Raw genomic sequence first — 22,065 nt, forward strand, 5'->3', positions numbered from 1 at the left:
CACCTTGATCGTGGACACCGGTTGTCATGCAGCGATGGCCGGCGTAGTTGATCTCTGTTCGAAGGCGACCGGCGTGAGGCAGCCGATCGTGGAGTGCCTGCGCCGGTGGTTGTAGAAGCCGAGCCGGCGGAAGACCGCGAGCCGGGCGGCTCGTTCTGTCGGCCGGCCGCGTCGGCTGGGAAGGATCTCCCGCTTGAGCGAGGCGAAGAACGACTCCGCGGCGGCGTCGTCCGCGGAGGTACCGACCGACCGCTCCTATGGATCGGAGAATCCCGGCCTGGTGGCAGGTGTCGGCGAACGCCTTCGACCCGTACTGAGCCCCGTGATCGCTGTGGAAAATGACTCCGTCCGCCTGTCCGCCGCGAGTGCGGACGGCCGCGATGAGCGCGTCGGTGACGAGCTCGGCCCGCATGTGATCGGCCATCGACCAGCCCGGCAGGCGACGGGAGAACACGTCGACGGCGGTGGCCAGGTACAGGAATTTCCCGCCGGCGATGGGTAGATGGGTGATGTCACCGACCCGTGCCCGGTCGGCGGCGGACGCGGGAAGTTCCGCCGCAGCAGATCGGGCACCGCCTGGGTGGCGGGGTCCGGGATCGTGATGCGGTGCCGCCGCTTCAACCTCCGCCCCTGGATACCGTCTTGGCGCATGAGCCACTCGACGCGCTTGCGGTTCACCATCACACCGCCGGCGCGGAGCTCGGTGGTGATCCGCTTGGCCCCGTACGTCCTCCCGGATTCTGCGTGGACCTTGCGTATCCGCCGGGTGAGCGCTGCGTCGGCGGCCTTCTTCGCTGCCCGCGCCGGCGCGGTCTTCAGCCATCGGCAGAACCCGGACCGGGACAGATTCAGCACGCTGCACAGCCGCTTCACGCCGAAGGCGTCGCGATGGTCGGCAACGAACTCGAAGCGGCTCACCAGTTCGTCTCGCCCGCAAAATACTTGGCCGCCCGGCGCAGGATCTCGCGTTCCATCTCCAGCTCGCGGACCTGCTTGCGCAAAGCCACGATCTCCGCGTCCTTCGCGGACTCCGCGACCGCCTCGGGCCTCTCGGCCTTCTCCACGGCCTTGATCCACTGTCGCAGGGTCTCGTGATTCACGCCGAGCTCGGCGGCGATGCGTGAGACGGGCCGGCCCGACGAACGAGCCAGCGCCACCGCGCCGGCCCGGAACTCCGCCGAGTACTCGTAGGCCCCCACCCGGGACTCCTCTCCCTGAATTCAAGATCCAGTGTCGAGGTGTCCACGATCAAGGTGCAGGACCCCCTGAGCCAGAACCCAATCGGGTGTCCAAACGCTGCTGCTCCAAGTCAACGGAGCCACCCCTGACGCCCGCGCGTTGGTCTGGGGCGTCAGGGGGTGCGTGTTTCACGGGATGATGACGACGAGTTCGCCGGGCGCGTCCTTACAGGCCCACGCCTCCTGCGCGCCCCACAGGATCTATTCGGCCCAGGCGCGCTCCAGCAGGGCGCCGAAGGTGGCGGGCTCTCGGCCGATCAGCTCGGCCAGCGTCGAGTCGACGACGGTGAACTCGCCTTTCCGCGCCGCTGCGAAGATGCTCAGCATCAGGTCGGCGATCGGGGCCGGGGCACCGTGCGCCAGTGCCTGCTCGCGGAAGGCGTCGTCGGAGACGACGGTGCGGGTGAAGGGCCGTCCGGTGGCCTGGGACGCGATCTCGGCGATGGTGCCGAAGTCGAGCGTCGCCGCGCCGGTGAGCGGCGGGGTGGGCCCCTCGAATCGGCCCTCCTCGGTGAGGATCGCCGCGGTGGCCTCGGCGAGGTCGTCGTGGCCGGTCCAGGCGACGGGGCCGTCGGCGGGGAGGGCGATGTCGCCGGTGTGGCGGGCGGACTCCAGGAACTGCAAGGCGCTGGCCGCGTAGAAGCCGTTGCGCAGCGCGGTCCAGGGCAGGCCGGTGGCGCGCAGGAGGTCCTCGGTCTGGGCGTGGTCCCGGCATGCCTGGAAGCGGGAGTCGTGGGCGGCGCCCATCTGGCTGGTGTAGAGGATGCGGCTGACGCCGGCCTTCACGGCAGCGTCGATGGCGGTGCGATGGCCGGTGACGCACTCCTCGCCGATGCGGTCGAGGGAGACGAGGAGCAACTGCTCGGCCCCCTCGAAGGCATGCGCGAGCGAGGCGGGGTCGTCGAAGCTGCCCTGCCGGACACGGACGCCGCGGTCGGCGAGGTCCTGGGCCTTGCGCGGGTCGCGGACGCTGACGCCGACGCGGTCGGCGTGGACGCGCTCCAGGAGGCGTTCGACGGTGCTGCGGCCGAGCTTTCCGGTGGCTCCGGTCACGATGATCATGGGTTCTCCCGACGCTGTTTCCAGTGGAATCATTTCGACGGTAACACTGGAATATCAATGGAACCAAGTCTTCGATATCATCGATTCATGGCCACGCACGACACCACCGACAGTCCTCGTCGCCGCATCGTCGAGGCAGCCGTCGAGCTGCTGGAGAACGGCGGCCCAGACGCGGTGAGCACCCGCGCGGTCGCCGCCACGGCCGGAACGCAGCCTCCGGCGATCTACCGCCTCTTCGGAGACAAGGAGGGGCTCCTCGAGGCTGTCGCCGAGCACGGCTACGCGCAGTTCCTGGAGAGCAAGCGCGCGCAGCTCGACTCCGACCCGCAGGACGCGGTGGAGGACCTGCGCCGAGGCTGGGACATGGTGGTGGAGTTCGGGATCTCCCGCCCCGAGCTGTTCGCGGTAATGAACAGGGCCACCGGCCGGGGGGCGGACATGGCACACCGCGCGGGCCTGGAGATCCTCCACGGCCGGGTGCGCCGACTGGCGGCCGGGGGGTGGCTGCGGGTCGACGAGGAGCTGGCCGCCCAGATCATCCAGGCCACCGGTCGAGGCGCGGTCATCACCTGGCACTCCACCTCGGCAGAACGCCGCAATCCGGCGCTGCTGACCGCCCTCCGCGAGGCCATGGTCGCCGCCATCACCAGCGCCGAACCGACGATCCCCGCCGCGGAGACCGGCCCCGCTGCGGCGGCCCGCGCGCTGCGCGCCGCTCTCCCGGATGATGCCGATGTCCTGAGCGACGCCGAACAGCACCTTCTGCGCGAGTGGCTCACCCGCCTGGCAGCCGATCCAGCTTGAGCCGCCTTCACCGCGCCCCAGGTGGCGGAGCGGATCCGGGGCGATCGGCGCGCGGCCGCGCTGCGCCGACTGCTCGGGTCGCATGAGGCGTAAGAGGCGTGTCTTTCAAGGAGGTCGCGAATGAGGCGGGACGCCACGCCGCCGAGTTTTTTCTTCGCTTCCCCGGCCCGACGAAAGACCGCAGGACATCGGACCAGGAGTTGGGCGCTTGGCTGAACCTCCGGCGAATGCCGGGGGCTCAGTCGTCTCCGGGCGCCGGTTTCCTCAGCCGGCTGGGGGTTCGCGAGGTCCGGATCTGCAGGGACGCCGTCAAGGAGAGGTACCCCGGCATCGGATCCACGCCAGGGTGACGCAGCGTTCATCCGTTCGAGTAACTCCGGGGTGGCGGTGCCGTAGCCGTGGCGGCGGTGCAGCCTCAGAGGCGGTCGTCCAGTACCGCTCTCAGGTCTTGAGCACAGTCCCTGACATCGTCGTCGACATCCGGTGTCGTGATCAGGTCCAGCAGCAGGTCGGCGGTGCGAGGGTCAGCAGGCCATTCCAGCGCGATCATCCGTAGGATCCGGCACTGTGCTTCCGGGTCCGTCTCTGTGCGGGCGTGGGTGTGGAGGCGGGATCCGTCGTGCCAGTCGGCGACGTGAAGGGTGCCGAGCCCGAGACCGAGGGTTCGTACGTCCGGGCTGGGGTCGTGAACGGCAGACTCTGCTGTCGGACCGTATACCTGCGGGTCACGAGGCAGATGACTCTCCCCTGACTGCAGGGCGGTGTGACGGAGGTCGGGGCCTGGGTCGGTAGGGACGGCCTGGACGGCGGCGAGGGCTTCGGGCCGGTCGGACCAGTGCTCTGCCAGTAGCGACAGGGCGGTGCGGCGGACGGGTTCCTCGGAGTCGGTGGCGGCGGTCTGGACGGCGGCGAGGGTTTCGGGCCGGTCGGACCAGTACGTCGCCAGCGTCTTCAGGGCGGTGCAGCGGACGTCGGGGTCGGCGGTGGTGGTGGCGGTCCGGACGGTGGCGAAAGTTTCAGGGTGGTCGGGCCAGTGCCGCCCCAGCAGTTCCAGGGCTTTGCGGCGGGCGGAGCCCCACAGCCATACGTCGAAGCGGTTGAGGTCCGGGGTGGGGAGGGTGGTGGCGACGGTCTGGACGGCGGCGAGGGCTTCGGGCCCTTCGGGCCAGCACGCTTTCAGCGCCGACAGGCCGCCGAGGCAGATGGAGACCTCTGGATCGATGGTGGCCCGGACCGCGGCAGCCAGGGTGTCGGGTCGGTCGGGCCAGCCCGTGCCCAGCAGGTGCAGGGCGGTGCTGCGGGCCTCCTCGCTGGGGTGAGTGGTGGCGGCCTGGATGACGGCCAGGGTTTCGGGCCGGTCGCGCCAGCGCAGTACCAGCAGCCGCAGGGCGGTGCCGCGGACGAACTGGTCGGTGTGGGTGGCGGCGGTCTGGATGGTGACGAGGGTTTCTGCTCGGTCGGGCCAGTGCCTCGCCAGCTCCTCCAGGGCGCTGCTCCGTATGTACAGATCAGGATGGGCGGTGGCGGCCTGGATGACGGCCAGGGTTTCGGGGCGGTCCGGCCAGTGGGCTGCCAGCAGCCCCAGGAACGAACCTTCGATGTCGGCGGAGGGGCCGACGACATCGGCGTCGGTCTGGATGGTGGCCAAAACCTCGTCGGGGTCGGGCCAGTGCGTTTCCAGCAAGGGCCGGAAAGCTTCGTCCATGTCGGGGTCGATGACGGTGGCCTGGAGGACGGTCCGGACGGTGTCCAGGGCTTCGGGGTGGTCGGGCCAGTACGCCTTCAGCGCCGCCATGGCGCCGCGGCGAGCGCCGGGGTCGGGGTCGGTGGTGGCGGCTCGGACGGTGTCCAGGGTTTCGGGGTGGTCGGGCCACGTCTGTGCGAGGTGCTCCAGGAAGACGGCGCGGTCGTCCGGGTGATGTGCGGCCACGGCGAGCCTGCGGACCTGGCCGGGGTCGTCTCCGAGCAGGACACAGGCGACGCGGGCGGGCTGGGAGAAGGCGTCGGCGAACTGGCCGACCAGGTGATACCAGCGCAGGTAGCGGCTGCGCCCGGGCCACGAGGGACCGAAGGACGCCAGCGCCGGCCGCACCACGGCCCACAACTTCCTGACGCCCTCGTCGGAGGTGGAGGGGAACAGATCGCCGGTGGCGGCGTCGACGGCGGCGATGCCCTGGGGGGTGAGGGTGTCGGTGGCTCCGGCCTCGGCCAGCGCCCGCAGCACCAGGGTCGCGGCCTGCCCGCCGGGCAGGGGACCGGTGGCGGCCAGGGCGAGGACGCGGTCCACGGCGGTGGCGGCCTCTGTGTCCTGGAGACGGCCGATCACCTGCGGCAGGACCTCGTGCCAGTCCGGGTCCACCGCGCGGCGCACGATGACCTCGTCCATGAACTGCTCGGGCGTCCATTCCTGCCGGTCCGTGTACGCGCCGAAGAGAGCGGTGGCGGCCAGGTGGTCCAGGAACCCACGGCAGACGAACCCGAACACCCCGCCGCCCTGGTGGGCCAGGAGGAAGGTACCGGTGCGCAGCCGGCCGATCAGAGCCTGGGCGGCGAGACCGGCGACCTGACGGTCCACGCCGTGGCGCCCTCTGAGATGGTCACGGACGACGTCCTCGAGTTCACGGACGTGGATGTGGTTGCCGGAGATCCCGGCGCCGCCTTCCCGCATGGCGCGGGCGAGCTGTTGCAGGATCTCGGTGTGTTCGCGTGCCCCGAGGGCTGCCAGGACCTCCCGCACGCTGTCGGGCAGGGAGGCTTGAAGGCTTCGGGTGGCCCGCTCCCACTGGGCGACCATCACGGTGACCGCCCGCTCGTACACCGCGCGTCGGTCCTGCGGCAGGGCCTGGTGGCGGCCGGTGACGGCCAGATGGGTCAGCAGGAGCGGGACGCCCGTCAGTTCCCGCACCGGCGACAGGGCGCGCACCGCTGCGATCAGTTGTTCCGTGAGGCGTTCGCCTTCGGCGGGGTCGGTCGGGCAGGAGGCCGCGTACCAGCGTCGGGCGAACGTTTCGACCCGCAGCTCGTCGAAGTGCTGAAGCTGGTGGTGGGCGAACCCCGCATTGCGCAGAGCGTCGGGCCGGTGGCCGACCGGCCGGGAGGTCACGACGAGGTGTGCGCGCGGCCACCGGTCGGCGAACCCGGCGATCCGGTGCACGGTGTCCTCACGCGCCCGCGGGTCGGACAGCGCGTCGAGGCCGTCGAACACCACCGTCGCCCGCCCGGATTCCAGCAGGTCCCGCATCACCGCCCACGGCGGCGCCATCGACCGGTCCTCGTGCAGCCGTCCCAGGAACTCCTCGAATTCCTCGCACGCCCGGTCTGCGCGCACCCGGGCGTAGGCGTGCAGGTCCACCACCACGGGCACCTGCCCCGCCAGTGCCGCCAGCGGCCCGTCCGCCGCGCCGCCCTCGAGCAGTGTCAGCGTCAGATACCTGGCCAGCGTCGACTTCCCCGCTCCCGGATCTCCCAGCAGCACCGCCCGACGCGCCTTGGGGTGGGCGAGTACCCGCAACGCGTCCAGGGCGGGCGCATCGTGGTGGACGAAGTACTGCCTCCTCCGTGCCCACGCCTCTCTCGAGGAGTCCGCCGGGGCGGGAGGCAGATCGCCCGTTTCCTCCAGGCGCCGGGCCAGTTCCTCGGGCAGGTCCGCCGGTGCGGGTTCCGCGCGGACCGCCGGTGCCACGAACACCTCACGCAACCCGACCGGAGCGTGATCGTCCTGCTCCGACGGGTGGACGAGCTCCTCCAGGTCAAGATGTCCCCAGGTCCGGCGCACCTGTTCCGCGTACCGGCCGACGGCCTCCGCCAGACGCCCCTCGTCCGCCGGAGCCCCGGTGACGGCCGCCATCGGATCGGCGCCGCCGGGCACTGCGTCGCCCTCTGAAGGATCATCGGCCGGGGCCGCGGCGGGTATTGCGGTGAGGACCACTTGGGCGGCGCTGGCCCAGGTCCGCTCGGCGGCGCAGACCCTGCGCATCAGGGCGGCGTGGTTGAACGCGGCCTCGCGGTCGGCCAGCACCGCGGCGATCCGGCGCCCCCACGTCGCTGCGTCCTCCTCCCGGCGATCGGTGACCGGGACGACCACCTGTTCCGCGTCCCGCACCGGCAGCACTTCGCGCAGCAGCATGCCCAGACCACTCCGGTCGGAGACGAGCAGGGGGACCCCGGCCGTGGTGGCCTCCAGTCCGACCAGGCCGAATTCTTCGGCCCGCGACGGCATCAGCACCAGGTCGGCGTCCTTCCGTTCCCGGCGCAACCACGCCCCTTCGACGGGCCAGTGCTTCACCGTCACCGACAAACGCTCGGGCTGGCCCGCCCACTCCATGACCTGCACGCGCAGGCTCTGGCCCTCGTCTTGTGCGTCGTACAGAGCCAGATCGACTTCCGTCTGGTGCGGCAGGTGGTCCAGCGCGTGGGTCAGCGCCCGCGCGGCGATGTCCACGCCCTTGACCTGCCAGTCCTTCAGACGGCCCAAGAGCAGCACCTTGTGCGAGTCCAGCCGTCTCCAACTGGGCGGCGCAGCCGGGATGTCCGGTGCATCGGTGTCGTCGAAACCGGGATCGAGCCGAACCACCCGGCTCGCCGCCTCCGGGGGCAGTTCCTTGCGGAGCCATTCGGTCAGGTGCGGCCCGACCGCGAGCACCTGGTCCGCCTGCGAGGCCAGCTCCACCTCGAACCGGGCGAGTTCCTCCGCCCGTGCCGACTCATCGGTCCCGCTCGGCAGGGATTCCTGATCGGACGGTGCCATGTGCACCACCTGGACCAGCCGAGCCGTCTGATAGGCGCTTCGCTTCAGGGCGAGAGCCAGAGGCCCGGTGACCCGGCCGTGCCCCACCACGATGTCCGGCACGACGCCGCCCGGCAGTACGGGAACGTAGCCCAGCGCGGGGTCGTCGCCGGCACCTGAAACCCGAGGCAGCGCCAGCAGAGTCACCCCCAGCGCCTGCGCGTCATCCCATGATTCCTTCGTCATCCAACGCACCGCACAGAACACCTGCGCCCCGGCCTCGGCGAGCGCTTGGCACAGTTGCCGGTTGAACGCGGTGATCCCGCCGTGTTCCGGTTCCCACGACGTGGCCATCGCCAGTATTCGCGCCGTCGTCCCCGTCGTACCGTCAGCCATTCTCAATTCCCCCTGCTGTGCTCACGATCACGCTGGTGATCGTCTCAGCAGCCTCACACACCTCATGAGCCACAGCCCACCCGTTTCCGCCTCGGCCTCGTCCTGCGCCTCCCCTGAGTGGCGGACACGCTGATACCGGATCTGCTTGATCTGGAGGAGGCGAGAAGATCACCGATGGCGATGAAGGACTGTTCGGACGAGTTCAAGGCCGATGCCGTGGATGTGCTGCATACGGGCGGTGTCCTTTCGGCTGCGGCCGGAGGGTTGCCAAGGACGAAATGGTGCTCTGGGCCCCCGCCGTCATGTGTTGCCGTTCCCGTCACGGTGCCGGCCGAGGACCGGCACCGGATGTCACTCGGACCGGCGTGACGGCGACTTCGAGGACGGCCTGGCGGAGGCGGCCCTTCCCCTCCGGCGGCGGTGGCCCGTCGGCTTCTTACTGCTGCGGGCACTTACCAGCGCTTCGGGTGGATAGGCGGACCGGATGCCTGACTTCCGGCCGTGCGCAAGGCAGGCGAGGGCGGCCAGCATGACGACCCCCACCGGAAGCAGGCTCCGGGCAGCCGGGTCGGCGCCGCTCTCGCGGTGCGCCACGAGTCGTTCCTCAAGGGCCCGCTCGAACGCGGCCTGGTCGTCGGCGAGCAGAACGCGCAACAGCTGCTGGTCCCCAGTCAGTGAGCCCTTTCCAACCTGGCTGTGACATCGGGGTGTTGGTGGGCATGGGGTGTACGGAACGACGAAGCTCCTGGTAGACGGGTTCTCGACCAAGATCACCCGTGTCAACCAGGAGCTTCGCGCGCTTGTCCACCCGTCGTCGATCGACCTGTCCAGCCGCACGCTGCGGCACCTGACGAGGCAACTGACCGCTCACCGGCGGGAGACCGGCACGCGATGGCGGCGTCTGCCCGTCGGCCGTCAGGCCCTGCTCGCCCTGACCCACCTGCGATGCGGCGACACATGCGCCCAACTCGCCGCAGGGTTCGAGATCGGCATAGCGACCGTCTACCGCTACATACGCGAGGCCGTCGAAGTGCCGGCCGCCCAGGCGCAGACCCTGGCCGAGGTAATGACGACCGTCCGGACGAAGGCGTACGTGATCCTGTGAACCGCTCCGGGTCTGATGGAGGCTCGGCTCCGTCCCGAGTTCTGGCGAGCTCCAGGTTCGGTTCCCTGCGGCTACTGCTACTGCTTCTGCTTGGTGGTGTGCTCCTCGGAGCCCTGGCTCGTCGGCAGCAGGTGCTGCAACTGCGTGTACCGCTGAGCGCAGGCCGTTTGCGCGATGGCCTCGGCGACAGCGTCGGCGAGGGGGCGGGATGATTCGCTCAGCAGCGTTCGGGCCTTGTCGGTGAGTGCCACCTCGACGCCGCGCCGATCGCGGCATGCGGAGTTCTTGGTGATCAGTCCCGCGTGCTGCAGGCAGGCCACCTGGTAGGTCAGCCGGGTCTTGGGGCGGCCCAGCAGTTCCGCGATCCGCGTCATCCGCAGGCTGGAGCCGGGCTGATCGGCGAGCAGGCACAGCAGCAGGAACTCGTCGTGCGAGATCCCCGTCGCGTCCTTCACCCGTGAGCGGAGCTGCTGCTCGATCGTGCCGGCCGCGGCCAACAGTCGCATCCAGGAGCGCAGTTCGGCGGGCAGGAGCCCGGTGTCGTCCGATGGCTCGCGCTCGGGCTGATCGGCGGGGGCGGAAGAGTCGGCCATGGTGTCACAGTCTAACGGTTGTCCATTTTTGGATAACCCGCTAGCGTGCGTGGAGTCATCCAAATTTGGACTACTGGACTGCGGTCCCGACACTCGGGTCGCGGATGCGGCTTCCCCGTTCCCGTCCTCAACTCTTCTGGAGAACCTCCATGACCGTCGTCATCGAAACCGGCCTGTGGCAGCTGGATCCCGCCCGGTCCACCGTGGCCATCGCGCATCGGACCATGTGGGGCCTGGTGACGGTGAAGGGTGCCTTCGGCAATGTCACGGGAGAGGGTGAGATCAAGCCCGACGGGACCGCCCACGGTGTTGTCAGCGTGGACGCGACGTCTCTGGACACGAGGAACGCGAAGCGGGACGAGCACCTGCGGGGCAGTGACTTCTTCGACACCGAGAACCACCCGACTCTCGCTTTCGCCGTCAACGGCGCAGCGGTGCCCCAGGACGGCACCGCCGAGATCGTCGGTCAGTTGACCGTCCGGGGTGCCAGCAGCCCGCAGACCGTCACCGCCCACGTCACCGCCTCGAGTGGCGACGCGATCAGCCTCGCCATGGAGTTCACCGTGGACCGGGAGCAGTTCGGTATGGTCTGGAATCAGCTGGGTATGATCCGCGGCCTGACCACGGTCACCGCGACGCTCACCTTCGCTCGCGCGGTGGTCTGAAGAGCCGACGGGCCCTATTAGTACCCCTTCGCCCTGTCAAGCAGTTCCCTCACGATGTCCGCGTGCCCCGCGTGCCCTCCGGTCTCCTCGACGAGATGGATGAGCGTCCAGCGGAGGTTGGCGTTGCCGGAGCGGCAGTCGGGGTGGCGGCCGACGTCATCCGAAGAGGCAGCGGCCAGGATCCCGTTGTTTCGGGCGCACTGGGTCTCGTACCACGCACACGCGCGGCCGGGAGTGCGCCCCATCTCTTCGAGGGAACCGGATGCGCACCACCGGCCGTGGTTCAGGCCCGGGTGTAGCCGCCGTCGGCGAAGAGTTCGGCGCCGGTGACGAACGACGAGGCGTCCGAAGCCAGGAAGAGGGCGGCCTCGGCGATTTCCTCGGCGTCAGCCAGCCGCCCCAGTGGCACGGCGTCCTCGGCGAACCGGTCGATGTCCGGCCCTGCGGCGCCCAGCAGGCCAGGGGTCCGCGTGGGTCCCGGGCTGAGCACGTTGACCCGGAATCGGCGCTCCCGCGACTGCCGGGCCCAGTTGTGCACGAGGTTGCTCAACGCCGCCTTCGAGGCGCTGTAGACCTCGAGGTGCTCATTGGGCCGCACGCTGTTGCTCGAGCCGATGACCAGGATGGAGGCGTTCTCCGCCAGCAGCGGAAGCGCCTTCTGAACGGTGAATAGCGGGCCCTTGACGTTGACGGCGAGCGTCAGGTCGACGTTCGCCTCGGTGTGGGCGCCGAGCGCGGCGTCCGTGACGATTCCCGCGTTGGCCACCAGCACGTCGATGCGTCCGGCCTCCTCGCGGACTCGCGCGTAGAGCGCGTCCAGGTCGGCCAGGACCGAGACGTCGGATCGTACGCCGGTGGCCGCAGGGCCCATCTCCTTGACTGCCGCTTCGAGGCGGTCGATGTCCCTGCCGGTCACGAAGACCCGTGCGCCCTCCCGGACGAAGCGGTGGGCGATGGCCAGCCCGATCCCGCTGGTCCCTCCGGTGATCACGGCCACCTTCTCCTGCAGCACGCCTGGCATGTCGAACCCCTTCAGTTGTGGAATGGATCGTCCATAACGTAGGCAGTAATGGACGATCGAGTCAAGAATGGATAGGCTGAGGCCATGCCGAGACCACGCGCATTCGACGAACGCCAAGTCCTGGAGCGGGCCCGGGAACAGTTCTGGGCGACCGGCTATGCAGGAACCCGGATGGACGACATCGCCCAGGTGACCGGCCTGGGCAAGGGCAGCCTGTACGGCGCATTCGGCGACAAGGGCAAGCTGTTCCACCGCGTGTTCGGCGACTGGTGCACCGCAGTCGTCGAGGTGGCCGAAGGACGGCTGGCGGGTGGCCCGGACGCAGAGGCCTTGGCCCGGCTTTCGGGATACGTGCACCTGATGGCGGAGAACGCCGCCTCCGACACCGAGCGCCGCGGGTGCCTGTTGGCCAAGGGTGCGGCGGAACTGGCCCAGCATGATCCGACGGTCGCCGGACGGTCGGCCGAAACCATGACGGCGCTGCTGACCCTGCTGCAAACGGAGATCAGCGCCGCCCAGCGCCACGGCGACATCGATAGCGCTGCGGATCCGGAGCGGTTGGCGGCACTGCTGCTGACGGTGGTCCGCGGTATCGAGGCGGTAGGCAAGGCCGGCCTGGACCCGGAGACGCTGCGGAACATTGCAGACACCGCACTGGCGGTCCTGCCCATGCCCGAGGGGCAGAAACACCTCGCAACCGGGCGCAGTCCGGCCCGCGAGAACTAACTTGGTGCCATCACGGCCACATGATCCGCCGGACAGTGCCTAATGGCCGGCAGGTCCTTGACCCCAACATGCCCGATCTCTGGCCAAAATGAACGACCTGCAGCAGTTTGCGCGTGTACCGATCCCCGCAGTACGTGCAGAACGGAAGTGCGCATGGGACCGTGTCGGCGAGACAGGACCCGACAGACCAGGTGGACCTTCGTGGTGAAGCCTCCTCGGGACCGGCCCAGGCCGTGGTCGTCGGGCTCGGTGCGGGTTCCGCCCGGCGGTTCCTTCTGGTCCTGGCCGTTGCGGCGGGCGCCTGCAGCGTGTTGATGGGCCCGGCAGATCGTGGAGTCGACGTTCACTTCCCACGTGATGAGCCCGGCCGCGTCCGCCCGAGCCTGGAGCCCGGTCAGCACCACCGGCCAGACGCCGTCCCGCTGCCAGCGACGGAAGAGTCCGTAGACGGTCTGCCACGGCCCGTACTCCTGCGGCAGATCCCGCCACGGAGCACCAGTCCGCACCCGCCACCGGATCCCGTCAATCAGCTTGCGCCGACCTACCGATGGCCTGCCCAGCACCGTCACCGGCAGCAACGGCTCCAGCACCGCCCACCGCTCGTCAGAAAGATCCCCTCGCCCCACACCGAGATCATTACGACTCGGGACGAGGGACCGACCCCACTTCCAAAACACGGCCTAGCGGTTCCCGCCGTTCACCGATCCGGACCTGCGGCTCAACCGTGGCTGTGCGGACGCCCGCCCCGGCGGACCACGAGGCCTACTGCGAAGCCTCGCCCCGGCCGACAGCCCTTGTCGCTATGGACCTCTGCCACGTGGTTGCCGGGCGCGAGCGTCCGGCAACCACGACCGTGGCTTTCGTGAACAGGGGGTCAGGACACCACGGGAGCGGCGTCCGTGACCTCGCTCAGCCGGACCGTGCACAGCCCGCGGGATTCGCTCTTCACCTCCGTCACCTTGAGCTGGGTACCTGGCGTAAGGATGTATTCCTCCTCGCCGGTGAAGGCGGAGAAGCGCTTGATCCCGACGGCCCGGGCCGGCGTCACCTCGAAGAGGGTCCGCTTGCCGCGACTGCCCAAGAACGCCCTGGCCACCTTCAGCTCGGAGGTACAGGAGGAGACACCCCACCAGGTCACTGTCTGGCCCACCGGGTACTGCGCCCGAAGGTCCAGTGACACCCCGCGCCACAGCGGTTGCGTGTAGGCCGGCAGCTTTGAGACCGCCGAGAACAGCAGCCGCAGGTACGCCAGGTAGGGCATGACCCTGGTGCGGTCGGGGGAGCGCAGAACGCTGTTGATCTCGCGGTAGAAGGCTGACTCACAGGTGTAGAGGTGGAGCGCGGCGATCGCGTCGGCAGACGGGCCGCAGTCGGCCACCTGGTCTGCACGCTGTTTGCCGAAGTCGCGGGAGCGCTGGATGTGTCCGGCGAGCCCGGACATCGCCGCGGAGACCGGAGCGACGGCGTCCTGGAAGTCCATCAGTGGGGTGTCGAAGACACCGGTGATCGCGGGCAGGACCAAGCCCTCGTCCTTGACGCTGGTGAGGCGTTCCAGGTACAGCTGGTGCAGGTTCATGGTCGACTCGATGAAAGCGCCCATGCGCGCCGCGACACCGCCGTCCGCACCGCCCGCGCCGACCGTCGTCTCGTTCCATCCCTTGCTCGGCAGCCAGTCGATGCCGTCGGCGCCCAACGAGGTCAGAGCGTCGTTGACCTGGGCGAAATGGTCGCCCTCGCAGAAGATGTCGCCCTGTGCCGCCGGGTTGGCGTGGTCGAGGTGTCGGACCTCGACGTCCGGGTATTTCTGCTGGAGCCGCAGGACAACCCGCTTCAGGCTGCGAGCGTGCGCTCCCCACCACGCGAACACGACTCCGCGGTCCTCCTCGGCCGCGTCTTGCTTGGCCTTGAGGATCTCCTCGACGATCCGCTCGGCGACCGGCCGCCAGAACGCCGTGTGCTGGTCGGCCCCCATCGCTCCGTCCCCGCTCGCGGTCAGCGACGCGTTCAGCAGGAGCACGCCCTGTGTCAGCATCGCCTGGAACCACTCCGGCGGCTGGACTGTGTCCCGCTCCTTCAGCAGCGCCCGCACGTCGGCGATCGGGGTTTTCTTGGCGATGCCGTACTTCCACATCGCCGCCGCCTTGATGAGGCACCGGATGCTGACGACCCGGCCGAACTGGCTGTCCTTCCAGTCGCTGAAGGTGTTGTCGAACATGGCTATGCCGGTGGCGCTCTCCGGCCGTGGATACGGGTTCTGACCGAAGACCACGACCTTCCACTTGTGCGGCGGGTTCGGCTTGAGCGCCTGGAACGTCAGCTCGCGGACCGGGACCACCTCATGGCTGCGGTCCTTTCCGATGAACCGTGCGGCGTCCGGCTGCGCCTCGATGACCGGCTTCAGCAGCGGGAGCCAGGACTCCCCGCCGCCGTTGAAGAGCTCGGTCAGGGCGAGGGGGTCGTTCGCACCGGGCTGGGGCTGCGGCTGACCCGGAGCCGGGACGCCGGTCGTCGATCCGGTCATGGCGTAGGCGCTTTCACTCGTCGTGGCAGAAGGAGAGGAAGGAGCGGGAGTTTCGGGCGCCGGCATGGCGGCTGCCGGTGGCACGATGCGCACCCGCTGGTCGACGGGCGCGTTCTCGATTCCGTGCAGCTGGGAGATGATCGTGGAGCGCAGCTCGTCGTCGTCCTCGAACCAGTGGTCGTGGAAGAGCGTGTAGCCGGTCCACATCAGATTGGCGCACACCCGCGCCGGCACCTGCCCGGTCTGCGCCCCCAACCCGACCAGCGCCACGGACCGGATGCTGCCTGGCTTCTTCCGGTTCTGCCGGTGAACGGCCTGGAAAGCAGCCGCACACGCCAGCGCCACGTTCAGCGTGGCACTCACATTCTGCGAGGACTGCACCATCGTCGGCGTCGATATCAGGTACCGGGGAACGGTCGCGCCTGACGGGACGCAGACCGCGCTGCCCACCGGCATGGGTCCGGCGAACCGGTCACGGATCGCCCGCTGGACGCGCACCTGGATGCCAGACCCCAAGTACCGCTTGATGACGGCGTCGACCCCGCCGTCCATTCGGCCCCGGGAGTTGGTGGGAGTGACCCAGGCGTCGACGTCCTCGTCGAGGATCGAGCCCTTGTGGATCTCGATGCCAGGGGTGTCGGCGAACGCGACGCGCCACGCCTCCACCACACGCTCGTTGACGTCTGTCAGCACCACCCTGAGCGTGGGCAGCACACTGCTCTCGGTCATCGTCCACTCCTGTCGTGCAACAGCGGTTCCAAGGCGCCGAACGTATCGCCCACCACTGACAACGCAGCCCCGACAAGGGGTCTATGACCTGCCGTCATGCTCTGGTGAACCCGCACCGACCGGTGGCCGCACACGCTCTGGAACGGCTGTGCCGTGGCGTTGTAATGGTCGTCGCGGTGAGGTCGGCCGCCTTCTGACCGCGATGGAGGAGCCGTTGTCGACGATCCAGAACACGTGCTTGGCGCTTGCGTAGGGTTCCTGGTTCATGACCTGGGTGGCCAGGTTCATGAACGGGACGATGCCGGTGCGTTCTTCGGTGCGGCCGAACACGTTCGCGGCGTGGACGTCGTAGGCGGCGAGGTAGGCCAGGGCACCGCCGCGTCCTTAGGTGTGATTGACGCGCATCGCCCTGGCCTTGCCGGGGGTGAGGGTGGGGTGACGGCGGCACCGGGGCCATCGGACAGGGGGTGCGGACGGGCATGGCGGGCGAACCGATCAGCCGAAGTGGATTACTGACCCCGTAGCCTGCCCCGCCGGTCACCGCCCCAGCCCTCGCAATGACCGGTGCAAGAGGCCACTTGGACAGGGAAAACGCAACTTCGACATGGCTCGCAGAGGCAGTTACCTTCACCTGGTCCTCGGCGATCGCCCACGGCCGCACAGGAGTTCCTTCGGCTGAACCGGCCGCGACGGGATGAGTTGGTCACGCCCCACGAATCCTCGCCTGCGTAAGCCACCGAACCGGGTCCACACCAGGCCCCCCAACCAGACACCAGGCACCCCCAACGAGGGAGAGACGCATGTCCCATCTTGCTCTGTACACATTCGGCGTCCTGAAGTCACCTCTCGCCGATCCCGCACCTCTCACGCGCGAGTTCTACGACATTGGTGAGGCCGTCTACCGGAAGATCAGTCAGCACCCCGGGTACCTCGCGCGTGCTGAAACGGCAGACGGTGACCGGGGCGCGCTCTTCGAGGCGGACTGGGGCGCATGGGGAGAGTTCGCCGTACCGACCTGGTACGGCAAGGGTCATACGGTGGAAACCACCGCCCTGGCCGCGACCCTCTCACTCTGGACCGACCTGCGCCCCGCCTTCGACGCCATCTACACCGGTCTGCACCGTGAGGCGCTGAACAGGCGTTACGACTGGTTCGAGAGGACAGGACACCCGAATTACGTGTTCTGGTGGGTCTCCGACGGCGTGATCCCCACCTGGCAGGACGGGGTTTCCAGGCTGGAACACCTCCACGACCACGGCTCCGCGCCGCACGCCTTCACCTTCCACCACTCGTTCGCCCCGGAGGGAACTCCGACCAGGATCAAAGGCGTCGGGCCGAAGAGCGACCAGGTTCGCTGACAAGGAAAGCCTGTCCTGCGTGGTGAGGCGGTGGTTGGTCCGGGCACGGGGCCGCCTGTGCGAGGCCGTTCTGCATCGGCTCGGCGACGCCGGCCTCGTGGATGTCACCCGTGTCGTCCTCGACACCGCTCAGGTCAGGGCTGGAAAAAGAGGGGGCGAACACAGAGGTCCGAGCCCCGTGGACCGGGGAAAACCGGGCTCCAGGATGCGCATCCTGTCGGACGCGAACGGACTGTCCCTCATCGTCGGCGTCTGCGCCGGCAACGTCCACGACGTGAAGGACTGAAGCCCATGGTCGAGGGTCACCAGACGCAACACGACCCCTACCGCGGACGGTACTTCAAGCCGCAGACGCTCGCCGCGGCCCTGTGCTGCTACAAGCGGCTCGTCCACCTCGCCATATAGGACACGGTCTTACGCGTACTGACGAACCTCGGAGTCAACCGCTGACAGACGGTCCACCCTGCAGGCCGCGGCCCTCGGCTTGATAGGCAAGTCAATACTTGCCTATCCTGTGGTCGTGGCCGACGACCTTTTCAAAGCCCTGGCCGACCCCACGCGCCGCATCATCCTCGACGAGCTCACGGAGAGGTCCGGACAGACACTGTTCGAGATCTGCTCGCGGCTGAGCATGAAGCACCAGCTCGGCATCTCGCGTCAGGCGGTCTCCCAGCACCTCGCTCTGCTGGAGGCCGCCGGGCTCGTCGAGACCAGACGGGAGGGCCGTTACAAGTTCCACGACCTGAACACAGCCCCGCTGCGGCAGATAGCCGAGCGGTGGCCCATACCCGACCCATCCGGACCGGAGAAGAGCACCCCATGAAGATCCATCTGACCAGCGTCTTCGTCGACGACCAGGCCAAGGCCGAGGCCTTCTACACCGAGATCCTCGGCTTCGTGAAGAAGCACGACGTCCCCTTGGGCGAGGGGGCCCGGTGGCTGACCGTCGTCGGGCCCGACGAGCCCGACGGCACCGAACTCCTCCTGGAGCCCGCCGGCCACCCGGCCGTCAAGCCCTATCGCGACGCGCTCGTCAAGGACGGCATCCCGCTCGCCCAGTTCGCCGTCGACGACGTGGAGGCGGAGTACGAGCGGCTGCACGCCCTCGGCGTTCGCTTCACCCAGGAGCCCCTGGCGATGGGCCCTGTCACCACCGCCGTCTTCGACGACACCTGCGGCAACCTGATCCAGATCGCGACACAGCCGCAGTAAGCGGTACGCCTGGCGCGGGGCCCGGCCGCCACGGTGACCAGGACCCTTGCTGGGTGTGTGTGGGAGGGGCTATCTCGTTTGGGTCTCCGGGGACCGTGGTGGGTGTTTGCGACTGTCGTGGCAGGCGGGGTTACATGCCGCGGTCCGGCCCGCTCCAGGGTTCTGGCCGTTCGTCGGCGGTCATCGGAAGTCGGCACAGCTGTACCGGGCCGGGGTAGAAGGCTGAGGTGTTGGGGCCGGCCATGTCTTCGCCTATGAGATAGCGGTAGAGCCATTCGGCGAAGCTCGTGTCGTATCGAGTCCAGGCGCCTTCGCCGTCTTCGACCAGAATCCATGGGGCTGTGTCGTCTGCAGCTACGAGGAACAGTGTCTCGCCTCGGTCGGTGCTGGCGATCGGCCGCAGTCCGTTGCGCGTACCGAAGCTCAACTCCGTGAGTCCGAACAGCAGGCGAGGGTCCTCGTCGGGGTCAAGGTCGTCCCAGGAGATCGCGGACCAGGCACGGGCCGGGTGGCCGCCGCGTGTTGTGGCGCGCTTGCCGACCACTCCGAGCGGCGCAGTTGGCTGGCTTGACGAGCCCCTGCTGGTCAGCAGTTGATGGGGGGGTTACCAGAAGCGACTCGGCAGTAGTCCGACCCGAGTCCGCCGTCGACGGTGCCGGCGTTCGGGCCGACGGAGATGAAGTCGCCGTCGGCTCCGCCGAGGATCTTGCCGGTCGCCGTGGTACCGGCGTTGGCCGTGATGGAGTCGCCACCGGCGCCGCCATCGACGGTGCCGGCAACGATGCCGTTGATGACGATGTAGTCGCTGCCGCCCAAGCCGTTGACGCTGTCGCCCAAGGCGAGGGCGCCGCAGCTGATGTGGTCGGAGCCGGCGGTACCGCTGACGGTCGTACCGGACACGGGGCGGCCGTTGACCGTACATGACGTCAGGGCTTGTGCAGGCGTTGCGGTCAGGGCGAGGGGAGCGGCCGCGAGGGTGGCAGCGCAGAGCGTACGCATCGCATGTCTGATCATGCAATGAGTGGCTCACGACGATTTCATGATCGCAATGCTGCGTCATCGGTGGCGCCGCCGTTCGGGGCAGTCTGTCGCCCGGACGGGCCCTCGAGGCCGACAGCCAGATGATCAGGGTTTGCGGCGGGTGTCCGAGGCCGGAGTCAGAGAGTCGTCCCGCAGGTTCCCCATCCGGGAACCTGCGGGAACCGCCCACACCGACGACGCCGACGTAGGGAAGTTCACTGGGAGCCGTCACCTCCCAGTCCGGGAAGTCCACCCGCTACGGCCAGTGTTTCCGTAGGGCGGCGAATTTCCTCGGTGTCCCTACGTAGTGGGGGATGAAGTCGCGCAGCGTCCCGTAGCGCATTGACCGCTCTCATCCAATCGAGGCGTTTACTCGACGAACCCAGTCGTTTCGCCTTCCGTCTCAGCGAACCTAGTCCGAGCGGGGATCGCACCGGGGGTGCTGGGTGGCTGTACCGGCAGGGGCGAATCTTGCGGGGTCGTACATCGAGCCGGCGTACTTGGACGGCATACGGGAGCGACAACGTCGTCCGCTGCTGGACTGCGTGACGGCCCGCTTCGAGGACTCGGCACCGGTGCGGTCTTTCCGGTGGTTTCGGGGTGAGCGTCACTTCGCGGGCTGGTACTGGGCGGCCATGACTGGGCAGCACGTCGGCTTCGAATCTTGGCTGGAACGGGACCGACTTCTGCTCATGGATTTCGATCCGAAGGTGACAGGAATCGCCTCGCAGCCGTTTTGGCTGCACTGGCACGACGGCGAACGGGAGCGTCGGCACGCTCCGGACCACTTCGTCCGCCACACGGATGGCTCAGCGGTGATGGGGTGCCGGTAAGAGCCGTGGCATCAGCGCAAACGGCGGTAATCAGTCCTTCGACCTGGAGGGTCGGGGCAGTTCTGCCGTGTTGGTCGACTCGGCGAGCGCGAGATGGCCGCCCTTCAGTTCGGACACTAGTTGTAGATGGTGTTGCGGAAGACTCCGAGGAGCTTCGCGATCGAGGTGACGGTGTTCGCCGGGCGGGTGAGCAGGTCGGGGGCGTGACGTACCTGTTCGTCGGTCATGGCCGACGGGCGGCCGAGCCGGGTGCCTCGGGCGCTGGCGGCGTGGGGTGGTGTCGTTCCCGAACCGGTCTCGGCCAGCGTGTTGTCCTGCTGCGCGGCGTCGGCCAACCCGCCCCCACCGGTATCCACACTGCCGCGCGGCTTGGGTGCGGCGAAGGGAGGCGCGTCCTGGCGGCACATTGTTCCGGTCGGCGGGAGGGCGCCGTCGATGAGGTAGCGGCTTGCATGAGCGTTGACGCAGCTGCTGGGGTTGAGCAGTGCCGTGTGCCCGACTGCATCGTGGGTCAGCAGGCGGGCATTGGCCAGCTCCTTCGACATAGCCTGCGCGGCCGACAGGGGAGTGGAGGGGTCGTAGGTGTTCCCGACCACCAGGATGGGGTTCGCCGTCGGCTTGTTCCATGGCCCGCGGTAGCGGTCCTCGGCGACCGCCGGCCAGGAGGCACAGCCCGCGGAGGCCCAAATCCAGTAGCGTCCGGTGTCCCCCGCACGGACGGCGGCGGCCTCTGCCAGGGTGTGGTACACACCGGGGTCCCGCGGGTTGGGGCTGTCGCCGCAGAAGACCGCAGTGCTCTGTTCCTCGCCCAGGTACGGATTCGGGTTGGGGACCGGTGGCGGGGGCGGGAGGGGGGACGGCTCCGGGACGCGGCCCTGCCACAGGTCCTGCAGCCTGCCGGCGAGTTGCGTCCCCCCGAGCTGGACGTCGTAGAGGCTGTTCACCACGTCGGCCACCGTGCCGGCGTAGGTCCACGGGCCCACGGGCTCCTTTCGGAGTCGCTGCAGCAGCTGGTCGTACTTGTCCTGGGTCGCCTTCGGGCTGCCGGCGGAGAACGCGCAGCGGGCGGTCGTCGCGGATCCGCACAACGTGAGGAACCGGTTCACGGTTTCCGCGGCGCTGCGGCCGGAGCCCAAGCGCTGGAACGACGTGGTCTGGGGGGCCTCGTCGGAGGCGCTGTTCGTCCAGGCCTGCGGGTCCCAGTTGGCGTCGAAGATCATGGCGCGGACCCTGCCGGGGAAGAGGTTCGCGTAGGTGGCGCCCAGGTACGTGCCGTAAGAGATCCCGTAGTAGGTGAGTTGCTGGTCACCCACCGCCTTGCGAAGCTGGTCGAGGTCGCGAGCGTTCTCGGCGGTCGACACATGGCGCAGGAGCTCGGGGGCACGCTGCTCACAGCGCCGGCCCAGTTCCTTGTACGCGGCGGTGAAGGCCGCCCGCTCCTTCTCTCCCACCGGGAAGCCTGCCGCTTTGCTTGCATGCCAGTCTGCTGCTTCCTTGGGACTCGCGAAGCAGTTCACCGCGGTGCTGTTGCCGATGCCGCGGGGGTCCCAGCTGACGATGTCGAACCGTTCCCGCACCTCGCGCGGGAAGGACTCGTAGTTCTGTGGCATCTGGACCGTTCCAGGGCCGCCGGGTCCGCCGGGGTTGAAGAACAAGGTGCCGATGCGCTGTCCGGGGCCGGTGGCCTTCCGTTTGACGACGGCGAGTTCGATGGTGCGGCCACCTGGGTCGTCGTAGTCGAGCGGGACCTTCGCGGTCGCGCAGTCGAACGGACTGCCCTGGACGCAGGGTTTCCAGTCCAGCTGCGGGGCGGGCACGGAAGGGGACGGCGCGCCACCGGCCGGAGCGCCAGCCGATCCGGTAAATGCCGTCGAGCAGATCATCACCGCGGCGAGGGCCGCGGCATGATGCCGACGGCCCGCTGTCGGTGCAGATATATGCATATCTTGTCCTTCCCGGTTGAGGGTCCGACGCCGCTCATGCGCTGGACGTCGGCACGCGTCCGGTCAACAACACCTCGGTCCGGCAAGGCGCGCGAGCGAACCGGGGCTAAATG

Annotated in this window: 17 protein-coding genes and 5 pseudogenes; 9 read left to right on the plus strand and 13 right to left on the minus strand. The window is 68.8% G+C overall.

Annotated features, from left to right (window positions below; translation table 11 throughout):
• Positions 1-24 precede the first annotated feature (24 nt).
• Both OG780_RS42300 and OG780_RS42305 read right to left on the minus strand, forming a co-directional pair.
• A pseudogene (locus tag OG780_RS42300) lies at positions 25-1,199 on the minus strand (IS3 family transposase).
• Between the two features lie 240 nt (positions 1,200-1,439).
• On the minus strand, positions 1,440-2,300 hold the full coding sequence (locus OG780_RS42305) for an SDR family oxidoreductase (RefSeq protein ID WP_328457460.1): 861 nt from the start codon (positions 2,298-2,300) through the stop codon (positions 1,440-1,442).
• An 87-nt stretch (positions 2,301-2,387) separates the two neighbouring features.
• On the opposite strand from OG780_RS42305, the gene OG780_RS42310 reads away from it, so the two are divergent.
• Complete coding sequence (locus OG780_RS42310; protein WP_328457462.1) at positions 2,388-3,104, plus strand: TetR/AcrR family transcriptional regulator; 717 nt, start codon at positions 2,388-2,390, stop codon at positions 3,102-3,104.
• Between the two features lie 415 nt (positions 3,105-3,519).
• Here OG780_RS42310 and OG780_RS42315 read toward each other — a convergent pair whose 3' ends face one another.
• Both OG780_RS42315 and OG780_RS42320 read right to left on the minus strand, forming a co-directional pair.
• Positions 3,520-8,226: a HEAT repeat domain-containing protein gene (locus OG780_RS42315; RefSeq protein ID WP_328457464.1), complete on the minus strand. Its 4,707-nt coding sequence runs from the start codon at positions 8,224-8,226 to the stop codon at positions 3,520-3,522.
• Between the two features lie 351 nt (positions 8,227-8,577).
• Positions 8,578-9,063: an Imm49 family immunity protein gene (locus tag OG780_RS42320; RefSeq protein WP_328457466.1), complete on the minus strand. Its 486-nt coding sequence runs from the start codon at positions 9,061-9,063 to the stop codon at positions 8,578-8,580.
• On the opposite strand from OG780_RS42320, the pseudogene OG780_RS42325 reads away from it, so the two are divergent.
• Positions 8,996-9,328, plus strand: a pseudogene (locus OG780_RS42325) (helix-turn-helix domain-containing protein); the annotation flags it as partial. The gene OG780_RS42320 and the pseudogene OG780_RS42325 overlap by 68 nt on opposite strands.
• 80 nt (positions 9,329-9,408) lie before the next feature.
• On the opposite strand, the gene OG780_RS42330 reads toward OG780_RS42325, so the two are convergent.
• The gene (locus OG780_RS42330) at positions 9,409-9,924 is read right to left on the minus strand and encodes a MarR family winged helix-turn-helix transcriptional regulator (RefSeq protein WP_328457468.1); all 516 of its coding nucleotides are present in this window, start codon (positions 9,922-9,924) and stop codon (positions 9,409-9,411) included.
• 149 nt (positions 9,925-10,073) lie between these two features.
• Between OG780_RS42330 and OG780_RS42335 the strand changes: the two genes are divergently transcribed.
• Positions 10,074-10,589, plus strand: coding sequence for a YceI family protein (locus OG780_RS42335; protein ID WP_328457470.1), 516 nt, complete (start codon positions 10,074-10,076; stop codon positions 10,587-10,589).
• Between the two features lie 17 nt (positions 10,590-10,606).
• On the opposite strand, the pseudogene OG780_RS42340 reads toward OG780_RS42335, so the two are convergent.
• Positions 10,607-10,828: pseudogene (locus tag OG780_RS42340) on the minus strand (mycothiol transferase); the annotation flags it as partial.
• A gap of 44 nt (positions 10,829-10,872) precedes the next feature.
• Complete coding sequence (locus OG780_RS42345; RefSeq protein WP_328457473.1) at positions 10,873-11,610, minus strand: SDR family NAD(P)-dependent oxidoreductase; 738 nt, start codon at positions 11,608-11,610, stop codon at positions 10,873-10,875.
• A gap of 84 nt (positions 11,611-11,694) precedes the next feature.
• Between OG780_RS42345 and OG780_RS42350 the strand changes: the two genes are divergently transcribed.
• Positions 11,695-12,336, plus strand: coding sequence for a TetR/AcrR family transcriptional regulator (locus OG780_RS42350; RefSeq protein ID WP_328457475.1), 642 nt, complete (start codon positions 11,695-11,697; stop codon positions 12,334-12,336).
• Positions 12,337-12,518: 182 nt separating this feature from the next.
• On the opposite strand, the pseudogene OG780_RS42355 reads toward OG780_RS42350, so the two are convergent.
• The 3 genes and pseudogenes from OG780_RS42355 to OG780_RS42365 all read right to left on the minus strand — a co-directional run.
• Positions 12,519-12,962, minus strand: a pseudogene (locus OG780_RS42355) (IS5 family transposase); the annotation flags it as partial.
• A gap of 248 nt (positions 12,963-13,210) precedes the next feature.
• Positions 13,211-15,586, minus strand: coding sequence for an ADP-ribosyltransferase domain-containing protein (locus OG780_RS42360; RefSeq protein ID WP_328457479.1), 2,376 nt, complete (start codon positions 15,584-15,586; stop codon positions 13,211-13,213).
• Positions 15,587-15,667: 81 nt separating this feature from the next.
• Positions 15,668-15,916, minus strand: a complete 249-nt coding sequence (locus OG780_RS42365; protein ID WP_328457481.1) for a hypothetical protein — start codon at positions 15,914-15,916, stop codon at positions 15,668-15,670.
• 470 nt (positions 15,917-16,386) lie between these two features.
• Here OG780_RS42365 and OG780_RS42370 point away from each other — a divergent pair, with 470 nt between their 5' ends.
• From OG780_RS42370 to OG780_RS42385, 4 genes and pseudogenes are all read left to right on the plus strand, one after another.
• Positions 16,387-16,944, plus strand: a complete 558-nt coding sequence (locus OG780_RS42370) for a DUF3291 domain-containing protein (protein WP_328457483.1) — start codon at positions 16,387-16,389, stop codon at positions 16,942-16,944.
• Positions 16,945-16,951: 7 nt separating this feature from the next.
• Positions 16,952-17,301, plus strand: a pseudogene (locus OG780_RS42375) (IS5/IS1182 family transposase); the annotation flags it as partial.
• 163 nt (positions 17,302-17,464) lie between these two features.
• On the plus strand, positions 17,465-17,767 hold the full coding sequence (locus tag OG780_RS42380; RefSeq protein WP_328457485.1) for an ArsR/SmtB family transcription factor: 303 nt from the start codon (positions 17,465-17,467) through the stop codon (positions 17,765-17,767).
• The gene (locus OG780_RS42385; RefSeq protein WP_328457486.1) at positions 17,764-18,156 is read left to right on the plus strand and encodes a VOC family protein; all 393 of its coding nucleotides are present in this window, start codon (positions 17,764-17,766) and stop codon (positions 18,154-18,156) included. The genes OG780_RS42380 and OG780_RS42385 overlap by 4 nt, the downstream gene beginning before the upstream one ends.
• 130 nt (positions 18,157-18,286) lie before the next feature.
• Here the strand turns inward: OG780_RS42385 and OG780_RS42390 are convergent, their stop codons facing one another.
• Together OG780_RS42390 and OG780_RS42395 are read right to left on the minus strand one after the other, a co-directional pair.
• On the minus strand, positions 18,287-18,700 hold the full coding sequence (locus OG780_RS42390; RefSeq protein WP_328457487.1) for a hypothetical protein: 414 nt from the start codon (positions 18,698-18,700) through the stop codon (positions 18,287-18,289).
• 41 nt (positions 18,701-18,741) lie between these two features.
• Positions 18,742-19,170, minus strand: coding sequence for a hypothetical protein (locus OG780_RS42395; RefSeq protein ID WP_328457488.1), 429 nt, complete (start codon positions 19,168-19,170; stop codon positions 18,742-18,744).
• A 551-nt stretch (positions 19,171-19,721) separates the two neighbouring features.
• Between OG780_RS42395 and OG780_RS42400 the strand changes: the two genes are divergently transcribed.
• A complete protein-coding gene (locus OG780_RS42400; protein WP_443062355.1) occupies positions 19,722-20,009 on the plus strand; it encodes a TnsA-like heteromeric transposase endonuclease subunit in 288 nt (95 codons plus the stop codon).
• Between the two features lie 116 nt (positions 20,010-20,125).
• Here the strand turns inward: OG780_RS42400 and OG780_RS42405 are convergent, their stop codons facing one another.
• Entirely contained in the window at positions 20,126-21,826 is a 1,701-nt protein-coding gene (locus OG780_RS42405) for an alpha/beta fold hydrolase (RefSeq protein ID WP_328457489.1), read from the minus strand.
• Positions 21,827-22,065: the final 239 nt, after the last annotated feature.

The sequence above is a fragment of the Streptomyces sp. NBC_00386 genome (assembly GCF_036063235.1).
GTDB lineage: Bacteria > Actinomycetota > Actinomycetes > Streptomycetales > Streptomycetaceae > Streptomyces.